The sequence below is a fragment of the Rhizorhabdus histidinilytica genome, assembly GCF_900167915.1.
Classification (GTDB): Bacteria; Pseudomonadota; Alphaproteobacteria; order Sphingomonadales; family Sphingomonadaceae; genus Rhizorhabdus; species Rhizorhabdus histidinilytica.
In genome coordinates this window covers 396084-417440 of record NZ_FUYM01000004.1, presented here as the reverse complement: position 1 = coordinate 417440, position 21357 = coordinate 396084, and the positions used below count along the sequence as shown (strand labels likewise).

At 67.0% G+C, this 21357-nt stretch carries 19 protein-coding genes; 13 read left to right on the top strand and 6 right to left on the bottom strand.

What is annotated here, in order from left to right; translation table 11 throughout:
- Positions 1 to 4: 4 nt before the first annotated feature.
- The 5 genes from B5X82_RS11410 (at position 5) to B5X82_RS11390 (ending at position 6046) form a co-directional block, all read left to right on the top strand.
- Positions 5 to 1693: a hydantoinase B/oxoprolinase family protein gene (locus tag B5X82_RS11410; protein WP_079648277.1), complete on the top strand. Its 1689-nt coding sequence runs from the start codon at positions 5 to 7 to the stop codon at positions 1691 to 1693.
- A complete protein-coding gene (locus tag B5X82_RS11405) occupies positions 1693 to 2697 on the top strand; it encodes a zinc-dependent alcohol dehydrogenase family protein (RefSeq protein WP_079648276.1) in 1005 nt (334 codons plus the stop codon). The genes B5X82_RS11410 and B5X82_RS11405 overlap by 1 nt, the downstream gene beginning before the upstream one ends.
- A 24-nt stretch (positions 2698 to 2721) precedes the next feature.
- On the top strand, positions 2722 to 3960 hold the full coding sequence (locus B5X82_RS11400; RefSeq protein WP_079648275.1) for a metal-dependent hydrolase family protein: 1239 nt from the start codon (positions 2722 to 2724) through the stop codon (positions 3958 to 3960).
- A gap of 135 nt (positions 3961 to 4095) precedes the next feature.
- A complete protein-coding gene (locus B5X82_RS11395) occupies positions 4096 to 5217 on the top strand; it encodes a cupin domain-containing protein (protein WP_079648274.1) in 1122 nt (373 codons plus the stop codon).
- A gap of 28 nt (positions 5218 to 5245) precedes the next feature.
- The gene (locus B5X82_RS11390) at positions 5246 to 6046 is read left to right on the top strand and encodes an acetoacetate decarboxylase family protein (protein ID WP_079648273.1); all 801 of its coding nucleotides are present in this window, start codon (positions 5246 to 5248) and stop codon (positions 6044 to 6046) included.
- 30 nt (positions 6047 to 6076) lie between these two features.
- On the opposite strand, the gene B5X82_RS11385 is transcribed toward B5X82_RS11390, so the two are convergent.
- A complete protein-coding gene (locus B5X82_RS11385; protein ID WP_079648272.1) occupies positions 6077 to 7213 on the bottom strand; it encodes an LLM class flavin-dependent oxidoreductase in 1137 nt (378 codons plus the stop codon).
- Positions 7214 to 7512: 299 nt separating this feature from the next.
- Between B5X82_RS11385 and B5X82_RS11380 the strand changes: the two genes are divergently transcribed.
- The 5 genes from B5X82_RS11380 to B5X82_RS11360 all read left to right on the top strand — a co-directional run bounded on the left by B5X82_RS11380 (position 7513) and on the right by B5X82_RS11360 (position 12074).
- The gene (locus B5X82_RS11380; protein WP_079648271.1) at positions 7513 to 8355 is read left to right on the top strand and encodes a fumarylacetoacetate hydrolase family protein; all 843 of its coding nucleotides are present in this window, start codon (positions 7513 to 7515) and stop codon (positions 8353 to 8355) included.
- Positions 8352 to 9359: an ornithine cyclodeaminase family protein gene (locus B5X82_RS11375; RefSeq protein ID WP_079648270.1), complete on the top strand. Its 1008-nt coding sequence runs from the start codon at positions 8352 to 8354 to the stop codon at positions 9357 to 9359. Before B5X82_RS11380 ends, B5X82_RS11375 begins: the two co-directional genes overlap by 4 nt.
- Before the next feature lie 20 nt (positions 9360 to 9379).
- The gene (locus tag B5X82_RS11370) at positions 9380 to 10480 is read left to right on the top strand and encodes a cupin domain-containing protein (RefSeq protein WP_079648269.1); all 1101 of its coding nucleotides are present in this window, start codon (positions 9380 to 9382) and stop codon (positions 10478 to 10480) included.
- 24 nt (positions 10481 to 10504) lie between these two features.
- Positions 10505 to 11056 carry a carboxymuconolactone decarboxylase family protein gene (locus B5X82_RS11365; protein WP_079648268.1) on the top strand — a complete coding sequence of 184 codons (552 nt, stop codon included), beginning with the start codon at positions 10505 to 10507 and terminating at the stop codon, positions 11054 to 11056.
- 79 nt (positions 11057 to 11135) lie between these two features.
- Complete coding sequence (locus B5X82_RS11360) at positions 11136 to 12074, top strand: LysR family transcriptional regulator (protein ID WP_079648267.1); 939 nt, start codon at positions 11136 to 11138, stop codon at positions 12072 to 12074.
- A gap of 175 nt (positions 12075 to 12249) precedes the next feature.
- On the opposite strand, the gene B5X82_RS11355 is transcribed toward B5X82_RS11360, so the two are convergent.
- Positions 12250 to 13827, bottom strand: coding sequence for a carboxylesterase/lipase family protein (locus tag B5X82_RS11355; protein WP_079648266.1), 1578 nt, complete (start codon positions 13825 to 13827; stop codon positions 12250 to 12252).
- 31 nt (positions 13828 to 13858) lie between these two features.
- The gene (locus tag B5X82_RS11350) at positions 13859 to 14524 is read right to left on the bottom strand and encodes a flavin reductase family protein (RefSeq protein WP_079648265.1); all 666 of its coding nucleotides are present in this window, start codon (positions 14522 to 14524) and stop codon (positions 13859 to 13861) included.
- 165 nt (positions 14525 to 14689) lie between these two features.
- Between B5X82_RS11350 and B5X82_RS11345 the strand changes: the two genes are divergently transcribed.
- Together B5X82_RS11345 and B5X82_RS11340 are read left to right on the top strand one after the other, a co-directional pair.
- Positions 14690 to 16078: an LLM class flavin-dependent oxidoreductase gene (locus B5X82_RS11345; RefSeq protein ID WP_079648264.1), complete on the top strand. Its 1389-nt coding sequence runs from the start codon at positions 14690 to 14692 to the stop codon at positions 16076 to 16078.
- 25 nt (positions 16079 to 16103) lie between these two features.
- On the top strand, positions 16104 to 17147 hold the full coding sequence (locus B5X82_RS11340; protein WP_223811393.1) for an aromatic ring-hydroxylating dioxygenase subunit alpha: 1044 nt from the start codon (positions 16104 to 16106) through the stop codon (positions 17145 to 17147).
- On the opposite strand, the gene hpaI is transcribed toward B5X82_RS11340, so the two are convergent.
- Genes hpaI through B5X82_RS11325 form a run of 3 tightly spaced genes read right to left on the bottom strand, consistent with a single transcriptional unit; the run spans position 17141 to position 19885 of the window.
- The gene (hpaI, locus tag B5X82_RS11335) at positions 17141 to 17935 is read right to left on the bottom strand and encodes a 4-hydroxy-2-oxoheptanedioate aldolase (RefSeq protein WP_079648263.1); all 795 of its coding nucleotides are present in this window, start codon (positions 17933 to 17935) and stop codon (positions 17141 to 17143) included. The genes B5X82_RS11340 and hpaI overlap by 7 nt on opposite strands.
- 2 nt (positions 17936 to 17937) lie before the next feature.
- Positions 17938 to 18744, bottom strand: a complete 807-nt coding sequence (hpaH, locus tag B5X82_RS11330; RefSeq protein WP_079648262.1) for a 2-oxo-hept-4-ene-1,7-dioate hydratase — start codon at positions 18742 to 18744, stop codon at positions 17938 to 17940.
- Positions 18745 to 18748: 4 nt separating this feature from the next.
- Positions 18749 to 19885, bottom strand: a complete 1137-nt coding sequence (locus tag B5X82_RS11325; RefSeq protein WP_079648261.1) for an LLM class flavin-dependent oxidoreductase — start codon at positions 19883 to 19885, stop codon at positions 18749 to 18751.
- Positions 19886 to 20210: 325 nt separating this feature from the next.
- Between B5X82_RS11325 and B5X82_RS11320 the strand changes: the two genes are divergently transcribed.
- On the top strand, positions 20211 to 21263 hold the full coding sequence (locus B5X82_RS11320) for an aromatic ring-hydroxylating dioxygenase subunit alpha (protein WP_079648260.1): 1053 nt from the start codon (positions 20211 to 20213) through the stop codon (positions 21261 to 21263).
- Positions 21264 to 21357 lie beyond the last annotated feature (94 nt).

Here is a 21357-nt window from a genome sequence, read left to right as displayed (position 1 = left end):
GACAGTGCAGCACGACATCTTCACGATCGAGATCATCAAGGACGCCATCGTCGCGCTCGGCGAAGAGATGTTCAACGCGATGATCCGGACCAGCATGAGCCCGATTATCTACGAGACCACCGACTTCGCGGTCGGCGCGACTGATGCGAAGGGCAATCTGCTGGCGCAGGGCAACGGCGTCACCGCCTTCCTCGCGACGCTCGACACGGCGGTGGTCTCGCTGCTTGAACATCATCCCGATCCGGCGTCGATCCGGCCGGGCGACGTCTTCATCTCGAACACGCCCTATGCGGGGGGCGGCACGCACCTGTCGGACGTGGTCATCCTGGTGCCCGTGTTCGACGGCGAGACGCTGATCGCCTGGACGGTCAACAAGGCGCACTGGACGGAGGTCGGCGGCGCGCAGCCCGGCAGCGTCTCGACCAACGCGGTCGACATCTACCAGGAGGGGCTGCGCTTCACCTTCCTCAAGCTCTACGACCGCGGCGCGATCAACGAGTCGCTGGTGCAGCTGATCCGCGACAATGTCCGCCTGCCGGAATCGACGATCGGCGACATGCATGCCGGCGTTGCCGCCGCCCGGGTCGGCGCGCGACGGATCGACGAGATGCTGGCCCGCTATGGCCGCGACCAGCTGCTCACCGCCATGTCGGAGCTGCTCGACTATGGCGAGCGGATGACCCGCGCCGAGCTGGCCAAGCTTCCCAAGGGCGTGTTCGAAGCCGAGGACATCGTCGAGGAGGACGGCGTCGGCAACGGTCCCTTCGTCGTCCGGGTGAGGGTGACCATCACCGACGAGGAGATGATCGTCGACTATAGCGGCTCCTCGCCGCAGACGGTCGGTCCGATCAACTGCTCCTATACCGGGCTCGTCACCGGCGCGCGCTGCCTGTTCAAGGCGGTCACCAATCCCGAAATTCCGGCCAATGGCGGCTGCTTCCGGCCCCTGCGCATCATCTGCCCGCCAGGCACCATCGTCAGCGCGCAGGCGCCGGCGCCGGTGTCGCTCTATTATGAGCCACTGATCGCTGCGATCGATGCCTTCTGGAAGGCGCTGGCACCGATCCTGCCGGGCCGCCTGCCTGCGGGCCATCAGCGCACCGTCGGGGCGACCTTCATCTCGGGCTTGAGCCCGGAAAGCGGTGAGCTGTTCGTGATGGGCGAGCCGCTGGTCGGCGGCTGGGGCGCCTCGGCGGGGCTCGACGGCGACAACGGCCAGTTCTGCTGCGCCAATGGCGAGACCTATAATATCCCCTGCGAACTGTTCGAGAGCCGTTACGCGCTCGAGGTCGATCAATATGCCTTTCACAACGAGGATGGCGGCGCGGGTCGCCATCGCGGCGGCAAGGGCGTGGTGCTCGACTATCGCGTGACGGGGGAGGAGGCCTTCCTCACCTATGCGGTATCGCGGAGCGCGGCCCGCCCCTGGGCGCTCGACGGCGGCCAGGAAGGATCGACCAACTATGCCGAGATCCACCGCCGGGACGGCACGCGGGACCGGCACACCATGTGCACCACCGTTCCGGTCCGCAAGGACGAGGTGATCCGCATCTTCTCGGCCACCGGCGGCGGACATGGCGATCCTCGCCAGCGGGACCGGGACGCGGTCCGTCGCGATCTGCGCGACGGCTACATCACCGTCGAGCAGGCCCGGCGCGACTATGGGTTGGAGGTGGGCGGGGAGGGCGCCTGATGGATCGCTTCCGCGCCGTCCGCTTCCACCGCCTCGGCGACCCGGCGGAGGTCCTCGCGATCGAGGAGCTCTCCGCCGAGCCGCCGGCCGACGACGAAGTGATGATCCGGGTCGATGCCTTCGCGCTCAATCGGGCCGACTGGCTCTATTGCCGGGGCGAGCATTATTCGCTGCCGATCCTGCCCTCGCGGATCGGCTCGGAATGCGCGGGCACGGTCGTCGCGGTCGGCGCCGCGGTCGATCCCGCGTTGATCGGCCGCCGGGTCTGCACCGTTCCCTTCCACTCCTCCACCCATGGGGTGCAGGGCGAGGTGGCCACCGTGCCGGCCGCTTATGTGGCGCCCTGGCCGGCGGAGCTCGACGCGGTCGAGGCCGCGTCGCTGTGGATGCAATATCTGACCGCCTACTTCCCGCTGGTGGAGATCGCCTCGGTCGGGCCATCGGATCACGTCCTGATCCCCGCCGCGAGCAGCAGCGCCGGATTGGCGGCGATCCAGGTCGCCAAGCTGTGCGGCGCCCGGGTGATCGCCACCAGCCGGACGGCCCGGAAGGCCGCGTCGATCCGTGAGGCGGGCGCCGACCTGGTCGTCCCGCTCGACGGCGGGGAGAGGTTGAGCGAGGCGATCGACCGCGTTACCGCGGGGCACGGCGTGCGCGTCGTGTTCGATCCCGTCGCCGGTCCCTTCATGGCCGACTATCTCGATGCGCTGGCCGACGATGCCCGGATCTTCGTCTACGGCCTGCTGTCGGGAGCGCCGACCGAACTCGATATCGTCCGGCTCGTCCGGCGAGCGGCGATCGTGCATCCCTATTCGGTGTTCAACCATGTCCGCCATCCGGACGAGTTGCGCCGGGGCATTGCCTTCGTCGAGAAGGCCGTTCGCGCGGGCCTGCGTCCGCGCATCGACAGCCGGTTCGACTTCGACGACGTGCTCGACGCCTATCGTCGGCTCGACAGCCATGACCAGATCGGAAAGATCGTCGTCCGCCTCGATCCGGCCTGATCCCGTTCAGAACCAGGAAAACCGATGTCCCGCACGCTCCTTCGCAACGTCCATATCTTCGACGGCGTCCATCCCGAACTGATCGAGAACGCATCGATCCTGATCGATGGCGAGCGGATCGTGTCGATCCACGGCCTCGACGACCTGCCGCCGGCCGACGAGATCGTCGACATGGAGGGGCGTCATGTCATTCCCGGCCTGATCGACGCCCATTTCCACGCTTATGCCTCGGACATCGACTTCGTGAAGCTGGAGACGCTGCCGCCGACCTATCTGTCGCAGCGAGCCAGGCACTTGATGGAGGACGCGCTGAAGCGCGGCTTCACGACCGTGCGCGACGTGGGGGGCGGCGATTACGGCCTGTGGCGGGCGATCGAGGAGGGCTGGGTCGTCGGCCCGCGCCTGTTCTATTGCGGCCATGCCTTCAGCCAGAGTGGCGGGCATGGCGACATCCGCGCGCCGCACGAAGCCGAGGAGCTCTGCGGATGCAGCGGGCGGGGTATCCTCGCCAGGCGGGTCGACGGGGTCGATGCGATGCGCAAGGCCGCACGCGAGGCGCTGCGCCAGGGGGCCCACCATCTGAAGATCTTCGTATCGGGCGGGATCGCTTCGCCGAGCGATCCGATCTGGATGCTGCAATTCTCCGAGGAGGAGATCGCCGCGATCGTCGACGAAGCGAGCCGTCGCCGTTCCTATGTCGCCGCCCACGCCTATACGGCGGAGACGATCGTCCGCGCCGTTCGCCTGGGTGTCCGGACGATCGAGCACGGCAACCTGATCGACGCGGCGGCCGCGCAGGCGGTGGCGGAAGCGGGCGCCTTCGTCGTGCCGACGCTCGCGACATATGAGGCCTTTCGGCGCAGCGGCGTCGAGGCCGGCGCTCCCGATCACCTGCTGACCAAGCTGGTCGAGGTGGCCGACAAGGGCATAGAGGCGATCCGCCTGTGCCGGGCGGCGGGCGCGAAGCTGGGGTTCGGAACCGATCTTCTGGGCCCGCTCCACCGCCACCAGCGCGACGAGTTCCGCCTCCGGGCGCAGGCGGAGACCCCGTTCGAAATCCTGCAGTCGGCGACCTCCGTGAACGCATCGATCCTGGGGATGGACGGCCACCTGGGCACGATCGCGCCGGGCGCGTTCGCCGACCTGTTGGCGATCGACGGGAATCCCTTGACGGATATCTCGCTGCTCTACGAGGATTCCGACGCCATCAGCTCGATCTGGAAAGGCGGCTGCTCGGTAGGGGCCGAACCTTATCGGGAATAGGGAAGCCCGCATCCGCCCATGCTTCGAAATGGAAAATATCTCTTTCGGAATTTCCGCTAACCCCCTGGCGGATCCCGCGATAGGTCCACAGCACAGGCAATTGTGCGACAAGACGATCGGGCGAGGGAGAGGAATATGGCGGCGGAGGCGAAGGCTGTGGATCGGCGTGCCGGGCGGCATTTCGTGGATGCCTCCGGCGAGCAGGAGCGGATGCCGCGCTTCTGGAAGGCCTTCAAGGTTTCCAGGGAAGAGATCGACGGCGAGATCGATCGGCTGAAGTCCATTGCCCGCCCCGCCAATGGCCGGCGCCTCTCCTACATCGTCCACCCCCAGTCGACGACCAACAGCATCACCCCGGGCATCCGCGCGTCGATCGAGGTGATCATGCCCGGAGAGGTCATCGACCTGCCGGCGACCAATTCGTCGAGCGTCCGCATCTGCATCGAGGGGCGCGGAGAGGCACGCATCGACAACAAGGCGTTCGAGGTCGGGCGGCTCGACACCTGGTCGACGCCGAACATGGCCGTCCAGACCTATGCCAATCGCGGCGACGTGCCGCACGTCCGCCTGATGTTCAGCGATGCGCCGCTGCTCGAATATCTCCATGCGCTCTATGTGTCGGACGGGACGGCGGCCGAAGCGCCGGCAGCGACGGAGGGAGAAGGCGAGCCGGCCGGGCATCATCGCCATCCGATGGCCGACTTCGTCCACCGGCTGCCGACCGGCGGCGGCGCGCTCAAGACCTATCATGCCTTCATCGATCCAGAGGTGGTCGAGCAGACCGCGCTGCTGTGGCGGTGGGAGGAGGTGAAGGCCTTCCTCAACGACATGGACAAGGACACGCCCGACCTGCGCGCGGCGATCATCGCCATGTACTGGAACCCGTCGACCGGCCGCACCCATGGATCGACCAACACGATCACCGCCTGGATGAGCGGCGGCGTCGATCCCAACTGGACCGGCAAGAAATGGGACATGGCCCGGTCGCACCGGCACAACGTCACCGCGCTCAACTATGCGGTCGCGGGCAACTGGAAGACGATCGTCGAGCGCGAGGAGATATTGTGGGGGCCGGGCGACCTGGTCCTGACCGCCCCGGCCTGGGCCGCGCATTCCAACGGCCGCTTCGATCGCGAGGCCTATACCTTCGCGATCCAGGACAACGCCCTGCTCGGCGCGCTGAACAGCACGATCATGCAGGAATATGTGAACCGCCCGCCGCTGCACCTGGGCGCGCGTCCCGGTTTCGAGGCGTGACGCGGTTGCGGCCGGAGGGGGAGCGCTGATGGCAGGCGCGACACATTTCCTGACGCCGACCGGGCAGGCCAGCCTGGTCGACGACGCGGTCTATGGCTGGGGCGCGGACATGCTGACCGTCTATCTGCGCTGCGATCCCGCGCGGCTGCAGGCGCTGCTGCCCGCCGGGCTGAAGGTCGCGGACGGGCTGTGCATGGCCTATGTCGGCGCCTTCCAGTCGACCAGCGAGGATCAGCCGGCAGCGATGCTGCGCAATCCCGCCGGCGCGGTCTATAATGAGGCGGCGCTCAGCATCGCCTGCACCCATGGCGATCGCCAGGGCTATTTCCCGGCCTTCGTCTGGGTCGACAAGGAATGGTCGCTGATCCGCGGCTGGCTCAACGGCTATCCCAAGAAGATCGGCGCGATCACCCTGGCGCGGCCGCATCCCTACAACCCGGTGACGGGCGGCTTGCGCGAAGGCGCGGTGGTCGGCGGAATCTGCGCGCGGCACGGCTTCACCCTGTTCCGGCTGGGGCTGACGGTGACGCGCGCCGGCGATGCCGGCGACCTTCGCTCGCGCCCCGCCACCTTCGGCCACCGCCACTGGCCGGCGCTGCACCCGACCCAGACGCCGGTGTCCGAACTGGTGGAGGTCAACCGCACCGACCTGAGGGTCGGCGACGTCTGGGCCGGAGAGCCCTTCATCGAGCTTGGCAGCGCGCCCGACGAGGCGCTCGACTGTTTCGCCGATCATGAGGTGCTGGCGGGCGTCACCTATTCCTACGGCTTCCGCATCGGCGGGGCGACCCGGCTCGCGTCCATCGGAGAACGCCCGTCAGGCCGGTAGGGCCTGACAGGCGTCGCTGGCGTTCCCGTCTCAGGTGCGGCGCAGCCCGGCCTGCCTGAGCCGGGGCATCACGTCCTTGACCCAGCGGCCGACGCCGTCCTCGTAACCGACCCAGTTGAGCAGCGCGCCGTCGATGCCGGCCTTGGCCAGCAGTTCGAGACGCGAGGTGATCTTGTCGGCGGTGCCGACCAGCTCGAAGCCGCCATGGCCGGCCTTGAGGCGAAACTTCATCGCCTCCATCACGTCCTTGGGCAGCAGCTGCGAATGCATGTTGTGCATCGCCATGAAGCCTTCGAGCGATCGATCGTCGCCATGCTCGACCGCATAATAGTTCAGATAGTCGCGCGCTTCCTGCTCGGTATCGCGCTGGACGACATAAGCGAGCGTCCACACCTGCAGGTCGCGGCCATGCTCGGTGCGGGCAAGGTCGCGATAATGATCGGCCTCGCGGCGGATCTCGTCGGGATCGTCCGAACGGATGATGACGAATGCCATGTCCGAATATTTCGCGGCAAAGGCGCGGCCGCGATCCGATCCGCCCGCGTTCATGATCGGCGGCATCGGCTTCTGGATCGGCTTGGGCAGGCTGATGCCCTTCTTGATCGTGTAATAGCGCCCCTCATAGTCGAACGCTTCGTCGCGGGTCCAAAGCTCGCGCAGGATCTCGATCCATTCGGCGGCCTGGCCGTAGCGGTCCTCATGATCGAGCATCGAGGCGCCGAACATGTCGAGCTCGGGCTTGTTCCAGCCGGCGACGACGTTGAGGCCGAAGCGGCCGCCCGAGATCTGGTCGATCGTCGCGCATTGCTTGGCCGCCGCGATCGGGTGGATCGTCGGGACATGCGAGGTGGAGAAGATGCTCGGTCGCGGCGCGATCTGGCTGGTCGCGGCGGCCCAGGTATAGCTGTCGAGCGCGAGGCCGCTGCGGTGGGCGGGCTCCTCCTCGATATAACCGCGCCAGCGCGAATAGGGGACGATCGCCTCGAACCCGCCTTCGTCGGCCATCTTCGCGACCGTGGCGGACTCGTTCCAGTCCGCCTTCGCGGCTTCGGGGGCGTCGGTCATGCTGATGCCGATCCCGTTGAGCCCGAACACGCCCAGCTTGATCGCATTGTCGTTGAACAGGGGATTTGTGTCCGCCCGCGGATCGTCCTTCCAGCTCTTCATCCTCGTGTCGCTCCCTAGATTTTGGCGGGAAGCTGATCCCCGGACGGGGCTTTGACAATCGCGCTGCGGAAGCAGTGGATTTCCGAATTGGAAAAAGCGGCCCCGGCGATCGGCACCAGACCGGCAGGCGGGTCGCGATCCTTCTCATATCCGCGCGAAAAAATGCCGACCGGGCGGCGCGGCATCGTCGCGCGGGCGGAAGTGCCAAAATGGAAATTATGTCTTTCGGCGACGTGCCTACACCGCGGGGCGGCAACCGCCTTACCTACGGGAAAGCGCAACAGCGAACGAAAGAGCCGATGAGGATAGGAACCTGCCTGCATGAGGGGCGTGCCCGGATCGTCCGGGACGATGGCGACCGACTGGTCCTGCTGCCCGAGGGATTTGCGAGCGGCGTCAGGGCGTTGATCGCCGATGGGCGGCTGGACGAGGCGGCGACCGTCGCCGGTGCCCCGGTCGATCCGTCGAGCCTGACCTTCCTTCCCCCGGTGACCGATCCCGACAAGATCATCGCGGTCGGCTTCAACTATCGCGGGCACCTGATCGAGACGGGCACGCCGCTGCCCGACTATCCGTCGCTGTTCGTCCGCTTCGCGTCGAGCCAGGTCGGCCATGGGCAACCGGTGGTGGCGCCGTCGCTGTCGGGCGAGTTCGACTTCGAGGGCGAGCTGGCGGTGATCATCGGCCGCCCGGCATGGCGTGTCGACGAAGCCGACGCGATGGACCATGTCGCCGGCTATAGCTGCTTCGCCGAGAATTCGGTGCGCGACTATCAGGCCCATGCGCGGCAGGTGACGGCCGGCAAGAATTTCCTGGCGAGCGGCGCGATCGGCCCGTGGCTGACGACTGCGGACGAGGTTGGCGATCCGTCGACGCTGGAGCTGACGACCCGGCTGAACGGCGCGGTGGTCCAGCAGGACACCCTCGGCTCGCTGATCTTCACCATCCCGCAGCTCATCGCCTACATCACCCGCTTCACGCGGCTGCTGCCCGGCGACATCATCTCGACCGGTACCCCCGACGGCGTCGGCTTCCTGCGCGATCCGAAGATATGGCTGGCCCCCGGCGACGTGCTGGAGATCGACATTCCGCGCGTCGGCCTGCTGCGCAACGCGGTGGTCGCCGAGGGAGCGGGCGCATGACCAAGCAGCGGCTGATCTGGCTGACCGAGGCCGAGGTCGCGTCGCTGGTCGACATCAACGATGCGATGGCGGCGCTGCGCGTCGGCCTGGCCGAGGAGGCGCAGGGGCGGGCGAAGACGGTCGACAAGGCACTGGGCGTCTGGCCCGGCGGCGCGATGCATGCATTGGGGTCGCTGTCGCCGGGGCTGAACTATGCCGGTTTCAAGACCTGGGTCCATACCGACCGGGGCGCGACCGCGATCTTCTCGCTGTTCGACACGCGCGACGGCCAGTTGCTCGCGGTGCTCGAAGCCGCGACGCTCGGCCAGATTCGCACCTCGGCGATATCGGGGCTGGCGGCCGACATGCTGGCCGCGCCCGACGCCGCCGAGATGGCGCTGGTGGGAACCGGCGCGCAGGCGCTGACCCAGGCGGCGGCGATCGCGGCGGTCCGGCCGTTGCGCCGGCTGAGGATCCATAGCCCGACCGCCGAGAAGCGCGCGGCCTTCGTTGAGCGCGCGCGCCAGGCCTTCCCATTCGAGGTGGTCGATTGCGGCTCGCTGGCCGAGGCGGTCGACGGCGCGCCGATCGTCACGCTGATCACCCGCGCCTCGGCGCCGTTCCTCGACGCCGACCTGCTGGCGCCGGGTACGCTGCTGATCGCGGCTGGCGCGATCCTGCCCGCCAATGCCGAATGCCTGCCCAACGTGCTGGCGCGCAGCACCCGCGTGGTCGTCGACAGCCTGGGCAACGCCCAGCGCAACTCGCGCGAGCTTCGCGAGCATTTCGGTGAGGGACCGGCGGGGTGGGAGGCGGTTCGCACGCTCGGCTCGCTGCTCGGCGACGGCGTGTCGCCGCCGGCTGGCGGGGACATCACCCTGTTCAAGCCGATGGGCACGGGCCTGTCGGACCTGTCGGTGGCGATCATGGCGTATGAGCGTGCCACCGCGCAGGGCATCGGCATGACGATCGACCAGCCGACGCGGGTGCCGCCGCGCTGGCGGAGCATGATGGCAACGGCATGACAGGTCTCGGGAGAGTGGACGTGGCACACAAGGCGAAGCTCATCGACCAAAGCGGACAGTTCGCCACTTCGGTGGAAAGCTGGCCGTCGATCGTGATCACCAAAGAGGAGATCGAGCGGGAGGTCGAGCGGCTCGCCGACGAGCCGCCGCCCGCCAACGGCCGGCGCGCTTCCAGCATCGTCCACCCGATGGCGCAGGCGCCCGGGCTGGGCCTGGCGCCCGGCATCGACGCGCATATCGAGGTGCTGAAGCCGGGCGAGAGCGTCCGCGTCAGCCGGTCGAACGGGTCGGCGGTCGGCACCTGCATCCGCGGACAGGGCGCCGCGCGGATCGGCACCTCCTGCTTCGGGGTCGAGAAGCACGACGTGTGGAACGTGCCGTCGATGCACCCGGTCTTCTACGAGAATAGCGGGTCGGACCTGCTGGTGCGGCTGACCTTCTCCAACCGGCCGATGCTCGAGAAGCTGATGGTCTTCTACGGCGAGGAAGCCGAGGACTCGAAGATCTCCGGGGCATGGTTCGAGACGGTGGCGCAGAACGCCCCCGCCGGCCCCCGCGCCAAGGACAGCGCGCCGATCGTGCCGATCGAGGGCGGCGGCTTCCTGATGCCCTATGAGCATCTGGTCGATCCCGACACGGTCGAGAACCGCGCGCTCCACTGGCCCTGGTCGATCGTCGAGCCGCGGCTGAACGCGGTGCGCGGCATCGGCGAAGGCTATACCGGGCGCCGCCTCTACATCCTCTACAATCCGGCGACCGAGCGGCGGAACGGCACGACGCACAGCTTCTTCGCGTCGATCGCCGCCTATCCCGGCGACGTGGTCGATCGTCCGCACCGGCACAGCTCGGCGGCGATCAACTACTGGTTCGCGGGCTCGGGCCGCAGCACCGTCAACGGCGAGAAGCTGTTCTGGAAGGCCGGCGACCTGATGCTGTCGGCGCCGGGCTGGTCGGTCCACAACCATGCGTCGGGGCCGGACGGCTTCTACTCGCTGACCATCCAGGATCACCCGCTGATGATCGCGGCGGAATCGCTGATCTGGCAGGAGACGATGAAGGACCCGATCAAGAATCTCGGCACCCAGATCGGCTTCCAGACCAATATCTCCGAACTGGTCTGAACCTTTCCCCAGCAGGCGACGACGATGACCAACATATCCCCGCTCGAATTCGCCGAGATCGGCGAGACTTTGCAGAAGCTCTTTCAGCCGACGGTCGATCGGCTCGGCTATTTCGGCGACTTCTTCCGTTACGGGAGCCATGCGCCCGATGTCCTGTCCGCCTTCATGGGGCTCAGCGTCGCACTCAAGGGAGCGATCCCCGACGACGTCAACGAGACCGTCGCGCTGACCGTCTGCCAGGCGATGGATTTCCCCTATGAGCGTATCCAGCATGAAAGGCTGTCGGTGAAGCTGGGGTTCGACCGCGAATGGATTGCGGCTATGGTCGGGCGTCCCTCGGCGGCGGAGACCACGCCTTTGCAGCAGGCCGCGCGCGCCCTGTCGATCGCGATCGTCGAGGGCCGCCACGATGCGGCGCGCGATGCGGCCGAGCAGGTGGCATCGCTCGCATCGCCCGGGCTGGCGGTCGCGCTGCTGTTCCAGGCGACACGCTTCATGCAGGTCTGTGCGGTCGGCCGCACGCTCGGCATGCAGCTTGCCCTCCCATCGATATTTGACTCTAATGCGGGGCAATGATCGTCCGCGGTCGTCGATCCCGCTGCGCGCCGCCTGACGACAGCGGGCGGACGCGCCACGGCAAGGGGCAGGTGACCGGATGAAGGGCGACGTCAAGAACATCTACCGCTCGATGCTCGACAATCTGAGCGCGCTGCGCGCCTTCGTGGCGGTGGTGGAATCGGGCAGCTTCTCCGAAGCCGGCTATCGGCTGAACGTCATGCCCTCGACGATCAGCAAGCATGTCTCCTTCCTGGAGGAGAAGATCCACGGGCAGCTCATCGTCCGCTCCACCAAGCATCTCTCGGTGTCCGAGCTGGGGCGCCGCTTCTACGATCGGTGCCTGATCATCCTGAAGGAGGTCGAGGAAACCGAAGCGGAGATGCTCGAATATCAGATGGAGCCGCAGGGCAAGCTGCGTATCACCGTCGGCCCGTCCTTCGCCGGCTACCATCTGCCGCGGCTGATCCCGAGCTTCCTGGAACGCTATCCCAAGATCAGCCTCGACTTCCGGGTCACGCCCGAACTCGTCGACCTGATCGACCACAGCATTGACGTCGCGATCCGCATCAGCAGCAATCTGGAGCCCGGGCTGATCGCGGTGAAGCTGGCGCCGAACATCCGCAGCGTGTGCGTGTCGCCGGCCTATGTCGAGAAATTCGGCATGCCGGCCGAGCCCAGGGATCTCGAAAACCATAATTGCCTGCTGACCAACGAGGCCTCCAGCACCGCCAAGTGGCGGCTGCTGCAGGACGGCGTCGAGAATGTCGTCCATGTGTCAGGCAACCTGGTGGTCAACCATGGCGACATCTATAAGCAGGCGATCCTCGACGGCGTGGGGATCGGCCATCTGTCGCGCTATCTCGTCTATCAGGAGATCAATGACGGCAGGCTGATCGAGCTGTTCCCCGATCGCGGGGTGGTCAACAGCTTCATCTACGTCGTCTATCCGCAGCGCCGCAACCTGCCGCTCAAGACGCGGGTGTTCATCGATCACCTGCGCGATGCCTTCCGCGGCACGCCCGAATGGATGGCGTGAGCGCAGCACTGCTGGATCAAGGTAAGATCAGACCGTTCGTCCCGAGCCCCTCGACTGCCTGCAAGGCAGGTGCTCGGGATAAACTTCGGCCATTGGCCGAAGTCGAGGGACGTTGGCGCTCGGAACGTGTCTCGACTTCGCTCGACACGAACGGTTTCAGGCAAGCTGAAGCCGACTATCGGCCCGCATAATAAGCATCGAGTACCGCGAAGCGCTCGCCGCGTCCCGGACGGCCCATCGCCGGTTCGGCACCGATCCGCATCGCCGGTCCGTCGCTTCCCTCGAACCGAGACCAAAGCGGCAGATCGCCGCCGTTCGGATCGCCCGACCGCGCGAAATTGACCCAATAGGCGGAGATGCGATCGGACAGGCGCGCATCCGCCGCCGTCCATGGCCAGTCATAGGCGTCGAGGTTGCGGAAGATATAGGGTATCTCGGCCGCATGGACCGCGCCGAAGCCGCTCTCGATATAGCGGCCCTCGGGAATCGGCGGGGCATGGAGCCAGTCATAATAATAGACCGGCTGCCGGCCGTGCCGGGCCGTGAGCCTGGCCCAGGTCCAGTTCTGCCAGCCGAACACCCGGTCGGCGAGCAGGTCGCCACTGGCGCGCGCGGCCTCCCGGTCGTCGTCGGCGGGATAGGCGCGCAGCGCGGCGTCGGCGAGCGCGCCCATGTCCTGCCGGACATAGGCCCGATAGTCGGCGAGGCTGCGGATCGCGGGCAGGCCCGAGCAGTCGTCGACGGTCGAGCCGGTCAGCAGCGGCACGTCGTTGTGCCGGTCGGCGCGGATGATCGCCGCCGGGCTGTCGGGCAGGGCATATCCGTCGACAATCGGATAGTTGGTGTCGGCGGCCCCCTCGCCGAGATGGCCGCCGAGCGCCTCCATGTACCAGCTGCCGGCCTCCATCGGGATCGGTGCCGCCATGATAACATCGGCGGGCAGGGCGCGGAGCGCGGCGACGTCGCCGGCGTCCAGCGCCTCCGACATCTGGAGGCCGCGTGCCTCGGCCGAGGGCAGGTCGAGCAGCTTGTCGAACAGGCCGCTGCTGCGGCTCGGCGGACCCATGAAGGCGCCGCTGCCGGCGATCGCGCGATGGAACAGTCCCTTCGACAGCGGTGAGGCCATGTGCATCGAGCAACTCGCCGACCCGGCCGACACGCCGAAGATGGTGACGTTGTCCGGATCGCCGCCGAAGCCGGCGATGTTGTCGCGCACCCAGCGCAGCGCCGCTACCTGGTCCATGAAGCCGTAATTGCCGGAGGCGCGATGGTCGCTTTCGGCGCTGAGCCCGGGATGGGCGAGGAAGCCGAAGCGGCCGAGTCGGTAATTGACCGTCACCACGACGACGCCCTGCGCGGCGAGCGCGGCGCCGTCGAACAGGAGCTTGCCGTCGGGCGCGGTGGTGCAGGCCGAGGAACCGAACATGAAGGCGCCGAGGTGGAACCAGACCATCACCGGCCGCCGCTCCGATCCCCTCCCGGCGCCGGTCCAGACGTTGAGGGTCAGGCAGTCCTCGCTCTGTGGCGGTGAACCGGGATGATAGAGCGAAGCGGGCGAGGGCGTATATTGCATCGCGACCGGCGAATGGCGGCCGGCCGCGCGCGTTCCCTGCCAGGGCAGCGGGTCATGCGGCGGACGCCATCGCAGGTCGCCGACCGGCGGCGCGGCATAGGGAATGCCCAGGAAGGCGGTCCCGCTCCGCGTCGCGATGCCGCTGAGCCGGCCCTGTCGCGTCGTCACGCTGTCGATCATCGCATTGCCTCTCCTGATACTTCGTCGCCGACTAGTCCGGCCGCTCCATCCGGAAATGGCCGTCCGGCGTCAGATGGAAATAGTCGGCAGTGCCGCCGCCGCGCAGGATCGGATCGCTCGCCAGCGTGTCGTAGACCCCGTCGGCGATCAGCGAGCGGGCGATGCGGACATGGACCGCCTCGCCGATGACGAGGTGCGATCCCGACGGCTGGCCGTGGCGATCCTGAAGATCGACGATCTGGGTCAGCACGCAGTCGAACGAGACTGGGGATTCGGCGACGCAGGGCGGGCTGCCGAAGCTCGACGGCATAGGCGTCAGCCCGGCGAGGACGAACTCGTCGACCTCGTGCGGGACGACGGCGGAGGAGAGGTTCATCGCCGTGGCGAGCGAGCGGGTGGCCAGGTTCCAGACGAAGCGCCCGGTCTCCTCGACGTTGCGCAGGCTATCCTTCCGCCCGCCGCTCGAAAAGCCGATCAGCGGCGGCGTCGCGCGGAACATGTTGAAGAAGCTGTAGGGCGCGAGATTGTTGACTCCGGCCGCGCTGGCCGACGAAATCCAGCCGATCGGCCGCGGCGCGATGATCGCCTGCATCGGATTGTGGCGCAGGCCATGGCCGGTGGCCGGTTCGTAGCAATGGAAATCATGCCCATGCCCGGTCGGACGGGCGGTGGTGGCGGCCCCGTCCCGAGGCGGCATGGATCGATCCTCTCCCCTGTTCATGGCATCGGTCTACCGCCGCGGCTCGCACGCGGGCCAACCAAAAGCGCTTTCCAAAATGACAAGAGTAACATTCCGGATTCCGGCTTGCCGTCGGCCGGCATCGGGCGATGCTGTAAGCAAATATCATGGCGAGGAGTGGATATGGGGCGGACCAAGCAGATCGCGGTCAACGCTTTTTCGATGGCGTCCCCGACGCAATCCTGGGCTGGGCTCTGGGCGCATCCGAAATCGAACGGGCTGGCCTATACCGACCTCGAATTCTGGACCGATCTCGCCAGGCTGTGCGAGCGCGGGCTGATCGACGCGGTGTTCCTGGCGGACGTGCTGGGCGCCAACGACGTCTATGGCGGGACGCCCGACGCGGTGCTCCGCTCGGGTACCATGATGCCGAACAACGATCCGATGATGCTGATCTCGGCAATGGCGGCCGTCAGCCGCGACCTGTGCTTCGGGATCACCGGAAACACCACCTATGAACAGCCCTATCTGCTCGCGCGTCGATTCAGCACGCTCGATCACCTGACCAAGGGGCGGGTGGCCTGGAATGTGGTGACCGGCATCCTCGCCAGCACCGCCCGCGCGGTCGGTGCGACCCAGCAGGTGGCGCACGACGCGCGCTACGACATCGCCGACGAATATATGGAGCTGATGTACAAGCTCTGGGAAGGCTGCTGGGAGGATGGTGCCGCGGTGCGCGACAAGGCGTCGCGGATCTTCGCCGATCCGTCGAGGATCCATGCCGTCCACCATCATGGCGAGCATTATCGCTGCGACGGCATCCACCTGTCGGAGCCGTCGCCGCAGCGCACGCCGCTGATCTACGCCGCCGGCGCCTCGTCGCGCGGGCGGGTCTTCGCGGGGCGGCACGCCGAATGCACCTTCATGTCGACCAGCGACATCGGCTTCGCCCGCAAGACGGTAGGTGCCTATCGAGACGAAGCGGTGCGCGCAGGTCGGGCGCCCGACAGCATCAAGGTGTTCAACGCCGCTACCGTCATCGTCGCCCCGACCAGCGCCGAAGCGCGCGACATCCAGCGCGACATCGCGGCCTATAGCGACGAGACGGGCAACCTGGCGATGTTCTCGCAATGGCTGGGCATCGACCTGTCCAGATATGCGCCCGACGATCCGATCACCTATGTCGAGAGCAACGCGATCCAGTCGATCATGGAGGCGATGACCACCCATAATCCCGGCCGGCCGCTGCAGGTCCGCGACCTGGGCCGGTTCGGCAAGGTCGGCGGGCGCGAGGCCTTCTTCGTCGGCTCGGCCGACGAGGTGTGCGACGAGATGGCGCAATGGGTTGAGGAGGCGGACATCGACGGCTTCAACCTGGTTCGGACGGTCGAGCCCGGCGGGCTGGGCGCGTTCGTCGACCTGGTCGTGCCCGAATTGCAGAACCGGGGGCTCTACAAGACCGCCTATGCGCCGGGCACGATGCGGCAGAAATTCTTTCCGGAAACCGACGGCCGGCTGCCGTCCGATCACATCGGCAGCAGCTTTCGCCATCGCGTGACCGAGCCGGCCTGAGGACGATCGTGACGTGGGTGGAGAAATGAGCGGCAATTTCCTGCGCAACGCCTGGTACATGTTGGCCTGGAGCGAGGAGGTCGGGGAGGCCCCGCTCGGCCGGAAGATCGTCGGCGACGATATCGTCTGCTTCCGCGGCCGCCACGGGCTGGTCGCGCTCGCCGATCGCTGCCCCCACCGCTTCGTACCGCTAAGCCTGGGCCGTGTCGCCGACGGCGTGCTCGAATGCGCCTATCACGGGCTGCGCTTCGGGAGCGACGGGCGCTGCATGTTCAACCCGCTGGGCGATCCACCCGAACGCGCGGTGGTGCGCTCCTATCCCGTCGTCGAGCGCGACCGGGTGATCTGGGTCTGGACCGGCGATCCGGCGCTCGCAGACCCGGACGAGGTCGCCGACTTCTCCTTCCTCGCCGATCCCGCGCGGGCGACGGTCACCGGCTATGCCCATGTCCGCGCCGACTATCAGCTCGCGATCGACAATCTCTCTGATCTGACCCACATCCAGTTCGTCCATCGCGACTTCCAGGCGTCCGAGGCCTATCACCGGCTCGTCGACGACACCTGGCAGGACGGCGATATCGTCTATCGATCGATCACCTTCCCGAACGGCCGGCCGGCTCCGTTCCTGCAAAGCTTCCTAGGTCCCGACAAGCTGATCGACTTCACGATGGAGACGCGCTGGACGCTGCCCTCCAACATCAAGCTGTCGGCGACGGTGACGGAGCCGGGCGAGCCCGACAAATATGTGATCGGCAACCACAGCGCCCATCTCGTCACCCCCGAGGCGGACGGGAGCTGCCATTATTTCTACGCGCACAGCCGCGACTATGGCGTCGGTGACGCCGAGGCCGACGAGAAGATCCGCGAATGGCAGCGTGTGGGCTTCGGCGAGCAGGACAAGCCGGTGCTCGAGGCGCAGCAGCGGCGCGTCGGTCATCGCGACATCATGGAGCTGCGTCCGGTGGTCCTGCCGACCGACGCCGGCGGCGTTCGTGCGCGCCGCATCCTCGCGCAGCGCATCGCGCGCGAGCGCAAGGGTAGCATCCTCGAAGCGGTCGGCGATCAGTAGGTCTGGTCGGAGACCGCCCCGGCCGCGGGCGCGCCCTCGTCTTCGCGGAACCGGGTGGCCAGCGCCTCGGCGCCGCGCGCCAGGACGGTGACGTCCGTGCCGACAGCGACGAAGCTCGCCCCCGCCGCCAGATAGCGGCGCGCCAGCTGCTCGTCGGCCGCGAGCAGGCCCGCCGCCTTGCCGGCGGAGAGGACGCGGCCGATCGCGTCGGCGATCGCCGCCTGGACGTCGGGATGGCCGGGATTGCCGAGATGGCCGAGCGCGGCGGCGAGGTCGGACGGGCCGATGAAGACGCCATCGACCCCGTCGGTGCGGGCGATGGCGTCGCAGGCCTGCAGCCCGGCGACGCTCTCCACCTGCAACAGCAGGCAGATGTCGCGTTCGGCATTGTGGAGATAGTCGGGCGTACGGTTCCAGCGGCTGGCCCGCCCGATCGCCGATCCGACGCCACGGACGCCGCGCGGCGGATAGCGGCAGGCGGCGACCATTGCCGCGGCCTGTGCCGCGCTCTCGATCATCGGGACGAGCAGGGTGCGCGCGCCGATGTCCAGATATTGCTTCACCAATACGCTGTCGGCGCAGGGCAGGCGCACGACCGGCTCGGCCGGCGAGCCCTTGATCGCCTGTAACTGCCGGAGCACCAGCGGCAGGTCGTTGGGGCCATGCTCGCCGTCGATCAGCAGCCAGTCGAAGCCGGCACCTGCGCAGATCTCCGCCGTATAGGGGGTCGCCAGCGCCTGCCAGAAGCCGATTTGCCGCCGTCCGGCGGCGATCGCGGTCTTGAACATGTTCACGCGAAATGCATCCCGATCGATCCGAGCGGCCCGAAATCGACATGGAAGCTGTCGCCGCGCCGCACGAACACCTGTCCGGTGAACGATCCGCCGAGGATGATCTCCCCCGCCTGGAGCGACACCCCGAAGCGCGACAGCCGGTTGGCGAGCCAGGCCGGCCCGTTGGCCGGATGGTTGAGCACGGCGGCCCCGACCCCGGTCTCCTCGATCTCGCCGTTGCGGTAGAGGATCGCGGGCGCCCAGCGCAGGTCGATCGCGTCGGGCCGCATCGGCCGGCCGCCGATCACGATGCCGGCATTGGCGGCGTTGTCGGCGATCGTGTCGAGGACCGTCCGCGTGCCGCCGCCGTTCCGGTCGTGGCGCTCGATCCGGGCGTCGATGATCTCGACCGCCGGGACGACATGATCGGTCGCGTTGAGCACGTCGAAGATCGTGCAGTCCGGCCCCTCCAGCGGCTTCCTGAGGACGAAGGCGATCTCGACCTCGACGCGCGGCTCGATGAAGCGTTCGATCGGGATGGTCTGTCCGTCGTGGAAGCGCATCGGCGACAGCAGCACGCCATAATCGGGTTCGGTGATGTTCACCGCGCGCTGCATGGCGCGGCTCGTCAGCCCGATCTTGTGGCCGATGACCGTCTGGCCCGCCGCCACCTTGCGGTCGATCCAGGCTGCCTGCACGGCATAGGCATCGTCCATCGTCATGCCGTCATAGGCGCGCGAGAACTGGGCGATCTGCTCGCGATCCTGCTCGGCCCGATCGAGCCGGGCCGCCAGCTCGGCGACCAGCGTCCTGTCGAAGGCCATGCGGTCAGCCCAGCCGCAGACCGGCCTGGGTGAGACGGGGCATCACGTCCTTGACCCAGCGCCGGATGCCGTCCTCGAAGCCGACCCAGCCGAGCAGCACGCCGTCGATCCCGCCCTGTTTGAGGATTTCCAGGCGCGCGGTGATCTGGTCGGCGGTACCGACCAGCTCGAAGCCGCCATTGCCGGCCTTGAAGCGGAAGCGCATCGCCTCCATCACGTCCTTGGGCATGAGCTGGGTGTGCATGCCCTGGAGCCGCATCCAGCCGTCGAGCGCGCGGTCGTCGCCATGCTCGACCGCGTAATAGTTCAGATAGTCGCGCGCTTCCTGCTCGGTCTCGCGCTGGACGACATAGGCATAGGTCCAGATCTGGATGTCGCGGCCATGCTCCTCGCGCGCGGTCCGGCGGTAGAGGTCGGCTTCCTTGCGGATCTCGTCGGGGTCGTCCGACTTGACGATGACGAAGGCCATGTCGGCATATTTGGCGGCGAAGGCGCGGCCGCGATCCGATCCGCCCGCGTTCATGATCGGCGGGAAAGGCTTCTGCATCGGCTTGGGCAAGCTGATGCCCTTCTTGATGGAATAATATTGGCCCTCGAAATCGAAGGCCTCCTCGCGCGTCCAGAGCTGGCGGATGACCTCGATCCATTCGGCCGCTTGCGCGTAGCGGTCGTCATGCTCCTTCATCGGCGCGCCGAACATGTCGAGCTCGGGCTTGTTCCAGCCGGCGACGACGTTGAGGCCGAAGCGGCCGCCCGAGATCAGGTCGATCGTCGCGCACTGCTTGGCCGCCGCGATCGGATGGATGGTGGGAACGTGCGAGGTGGAGAAGACGCCGCCCCGGCTGGTCAGCTGGCTGGTCGCCGCGGCCCAGGTGTAGCAATCCATGGCGAGGCCGCTGCGATGCGAGGGTTCCTCCTCGATGAAGCCGCGCCAGCGCGCATAGGGGACGTTCGCCTCGAACCCCGCCTCGTCGGCGATCTTCGAGACGGCGACGGATTCACTCCAGCGAGCGTTGGGCGCCTCGGGCACGTTGGTCATGCTGATCCCGATGCCGTTCAGGCCGAACAGCCCGAGCTTGAGCGGATTGTCGTTGAACAGGGGATTGGTGTCCGCCCGCGGATCGTCCTTCCAGCTTTTCATCCTCGTGTCGCTCCCTAAGCTTTTGCCGCGAGCCTGAGGGGCCAGGCCGGCTTTGACAATCGCATCGCGGAACCACTGGATTTCCGAAATGGAAAAAATGGAGGGTCGGTGGGGCGGAAAGGTTCACGTCCGGCGGACGGAAGCGTCAATCCGCCCGGATTCCCGATCGGAGCGGCGCCGACCGCATAGATGTGGGATGCAAGCGACGGACGTGCCAAATTGGAAAGAATGTCTTTCGGCTAGCTGCCTACACGGCAGGCCGGCATCCGCCTTAACTACCGTGACACACAAGCTGTCGGTGAAGAGCAGCATTCGGGACTCGAGGATGTCGGATCGCAGCTTTCCCCTCAACTGCTGGTATATGGCGGCCTGGGCGGACGAGGTCCGCGACAGGCTGCTGGCGCGTCGCCTGTTCGGCAAGCCGATCGTCATGGCCCGCTTCGACGATGGCGTCGCCGTCGCGTTCGATGATCGCTGTCCCCATCGCTTCGCGCCGCTCAGCCTCGGGCGGCTGAAAGGGGACCGGATCGAGTGCGGCTATCACGGCCTGCAGTTCGACCGGAGCGGGGCCTGCATCGCCAATCCGGGCGGCAGCGGGCATTTCCCGCCGGGCACGCGGACGCGCGCCTATCCGCTGGTCGAACGCCACCGCATCCTGTGGATATGGCCGGGCGATCCGGCGCTGGCCGACGAGGCGAGCATTCCCGTCCTCGATCGGATTCCGCCGGCCGGCGGGCACGACAATATCGGCAACTACCTGCACGTGAAGGCCAATTGGCTGCTCGAGACCGACAATATCATGGACCTGACCCATGTCGGCTTCCTGCATGACGGATCGCTCGGCAATGAGACGATGCGCGCGGCCGAGGTCAAGGTGAGCGAGCAGAACGGGATGATCCGCGCTGTGCTCTGGATGCCCGACACGCTGTGCGGTTTCGGGCCGATGCAGGGGCAGCCCTGCGACCAATGGAACAACGTCGTCTGGATGGCGCCCTCGGTCATGATGATGGACTTCGGCGCGGTGCCGCCGGGCGCCGAGCCGGTCCAGGACAAGGGCGCCTATGCCTTCCATATCTTCACCCCCGAAACCGAGCAGAGCACCCATTATTTCTTCGGCAGCTCGGGTTCCTACGGCGACGATGAGGCGTGGATTCCGGCGATGGTGCGCGAGGCGCAGAGCCGCGTCTTCCTGGCCGAGGACAATCCGATGGTCGAGGGCGTCGCCGATCGGATGGGCGGCGAGGATTTCTGGGCGCTGAAGCCCGCGATCCTGCCGAGCGACGCCGCCGCGATCCGCGTGAGGCGAAGGATCGCGCAGATGTGCCGCGAGGAACGGAGCGCGGTCGCCACGGACAAGATTAGCCTCATGACGGCGTAAACATGCGCAGCATACCTTTGATTAAATGAATAATTATTTTTCAGAGTTTTTGAGAAACAATCTGCGTGATTTGGAAAAACCATTTTTCTCGATT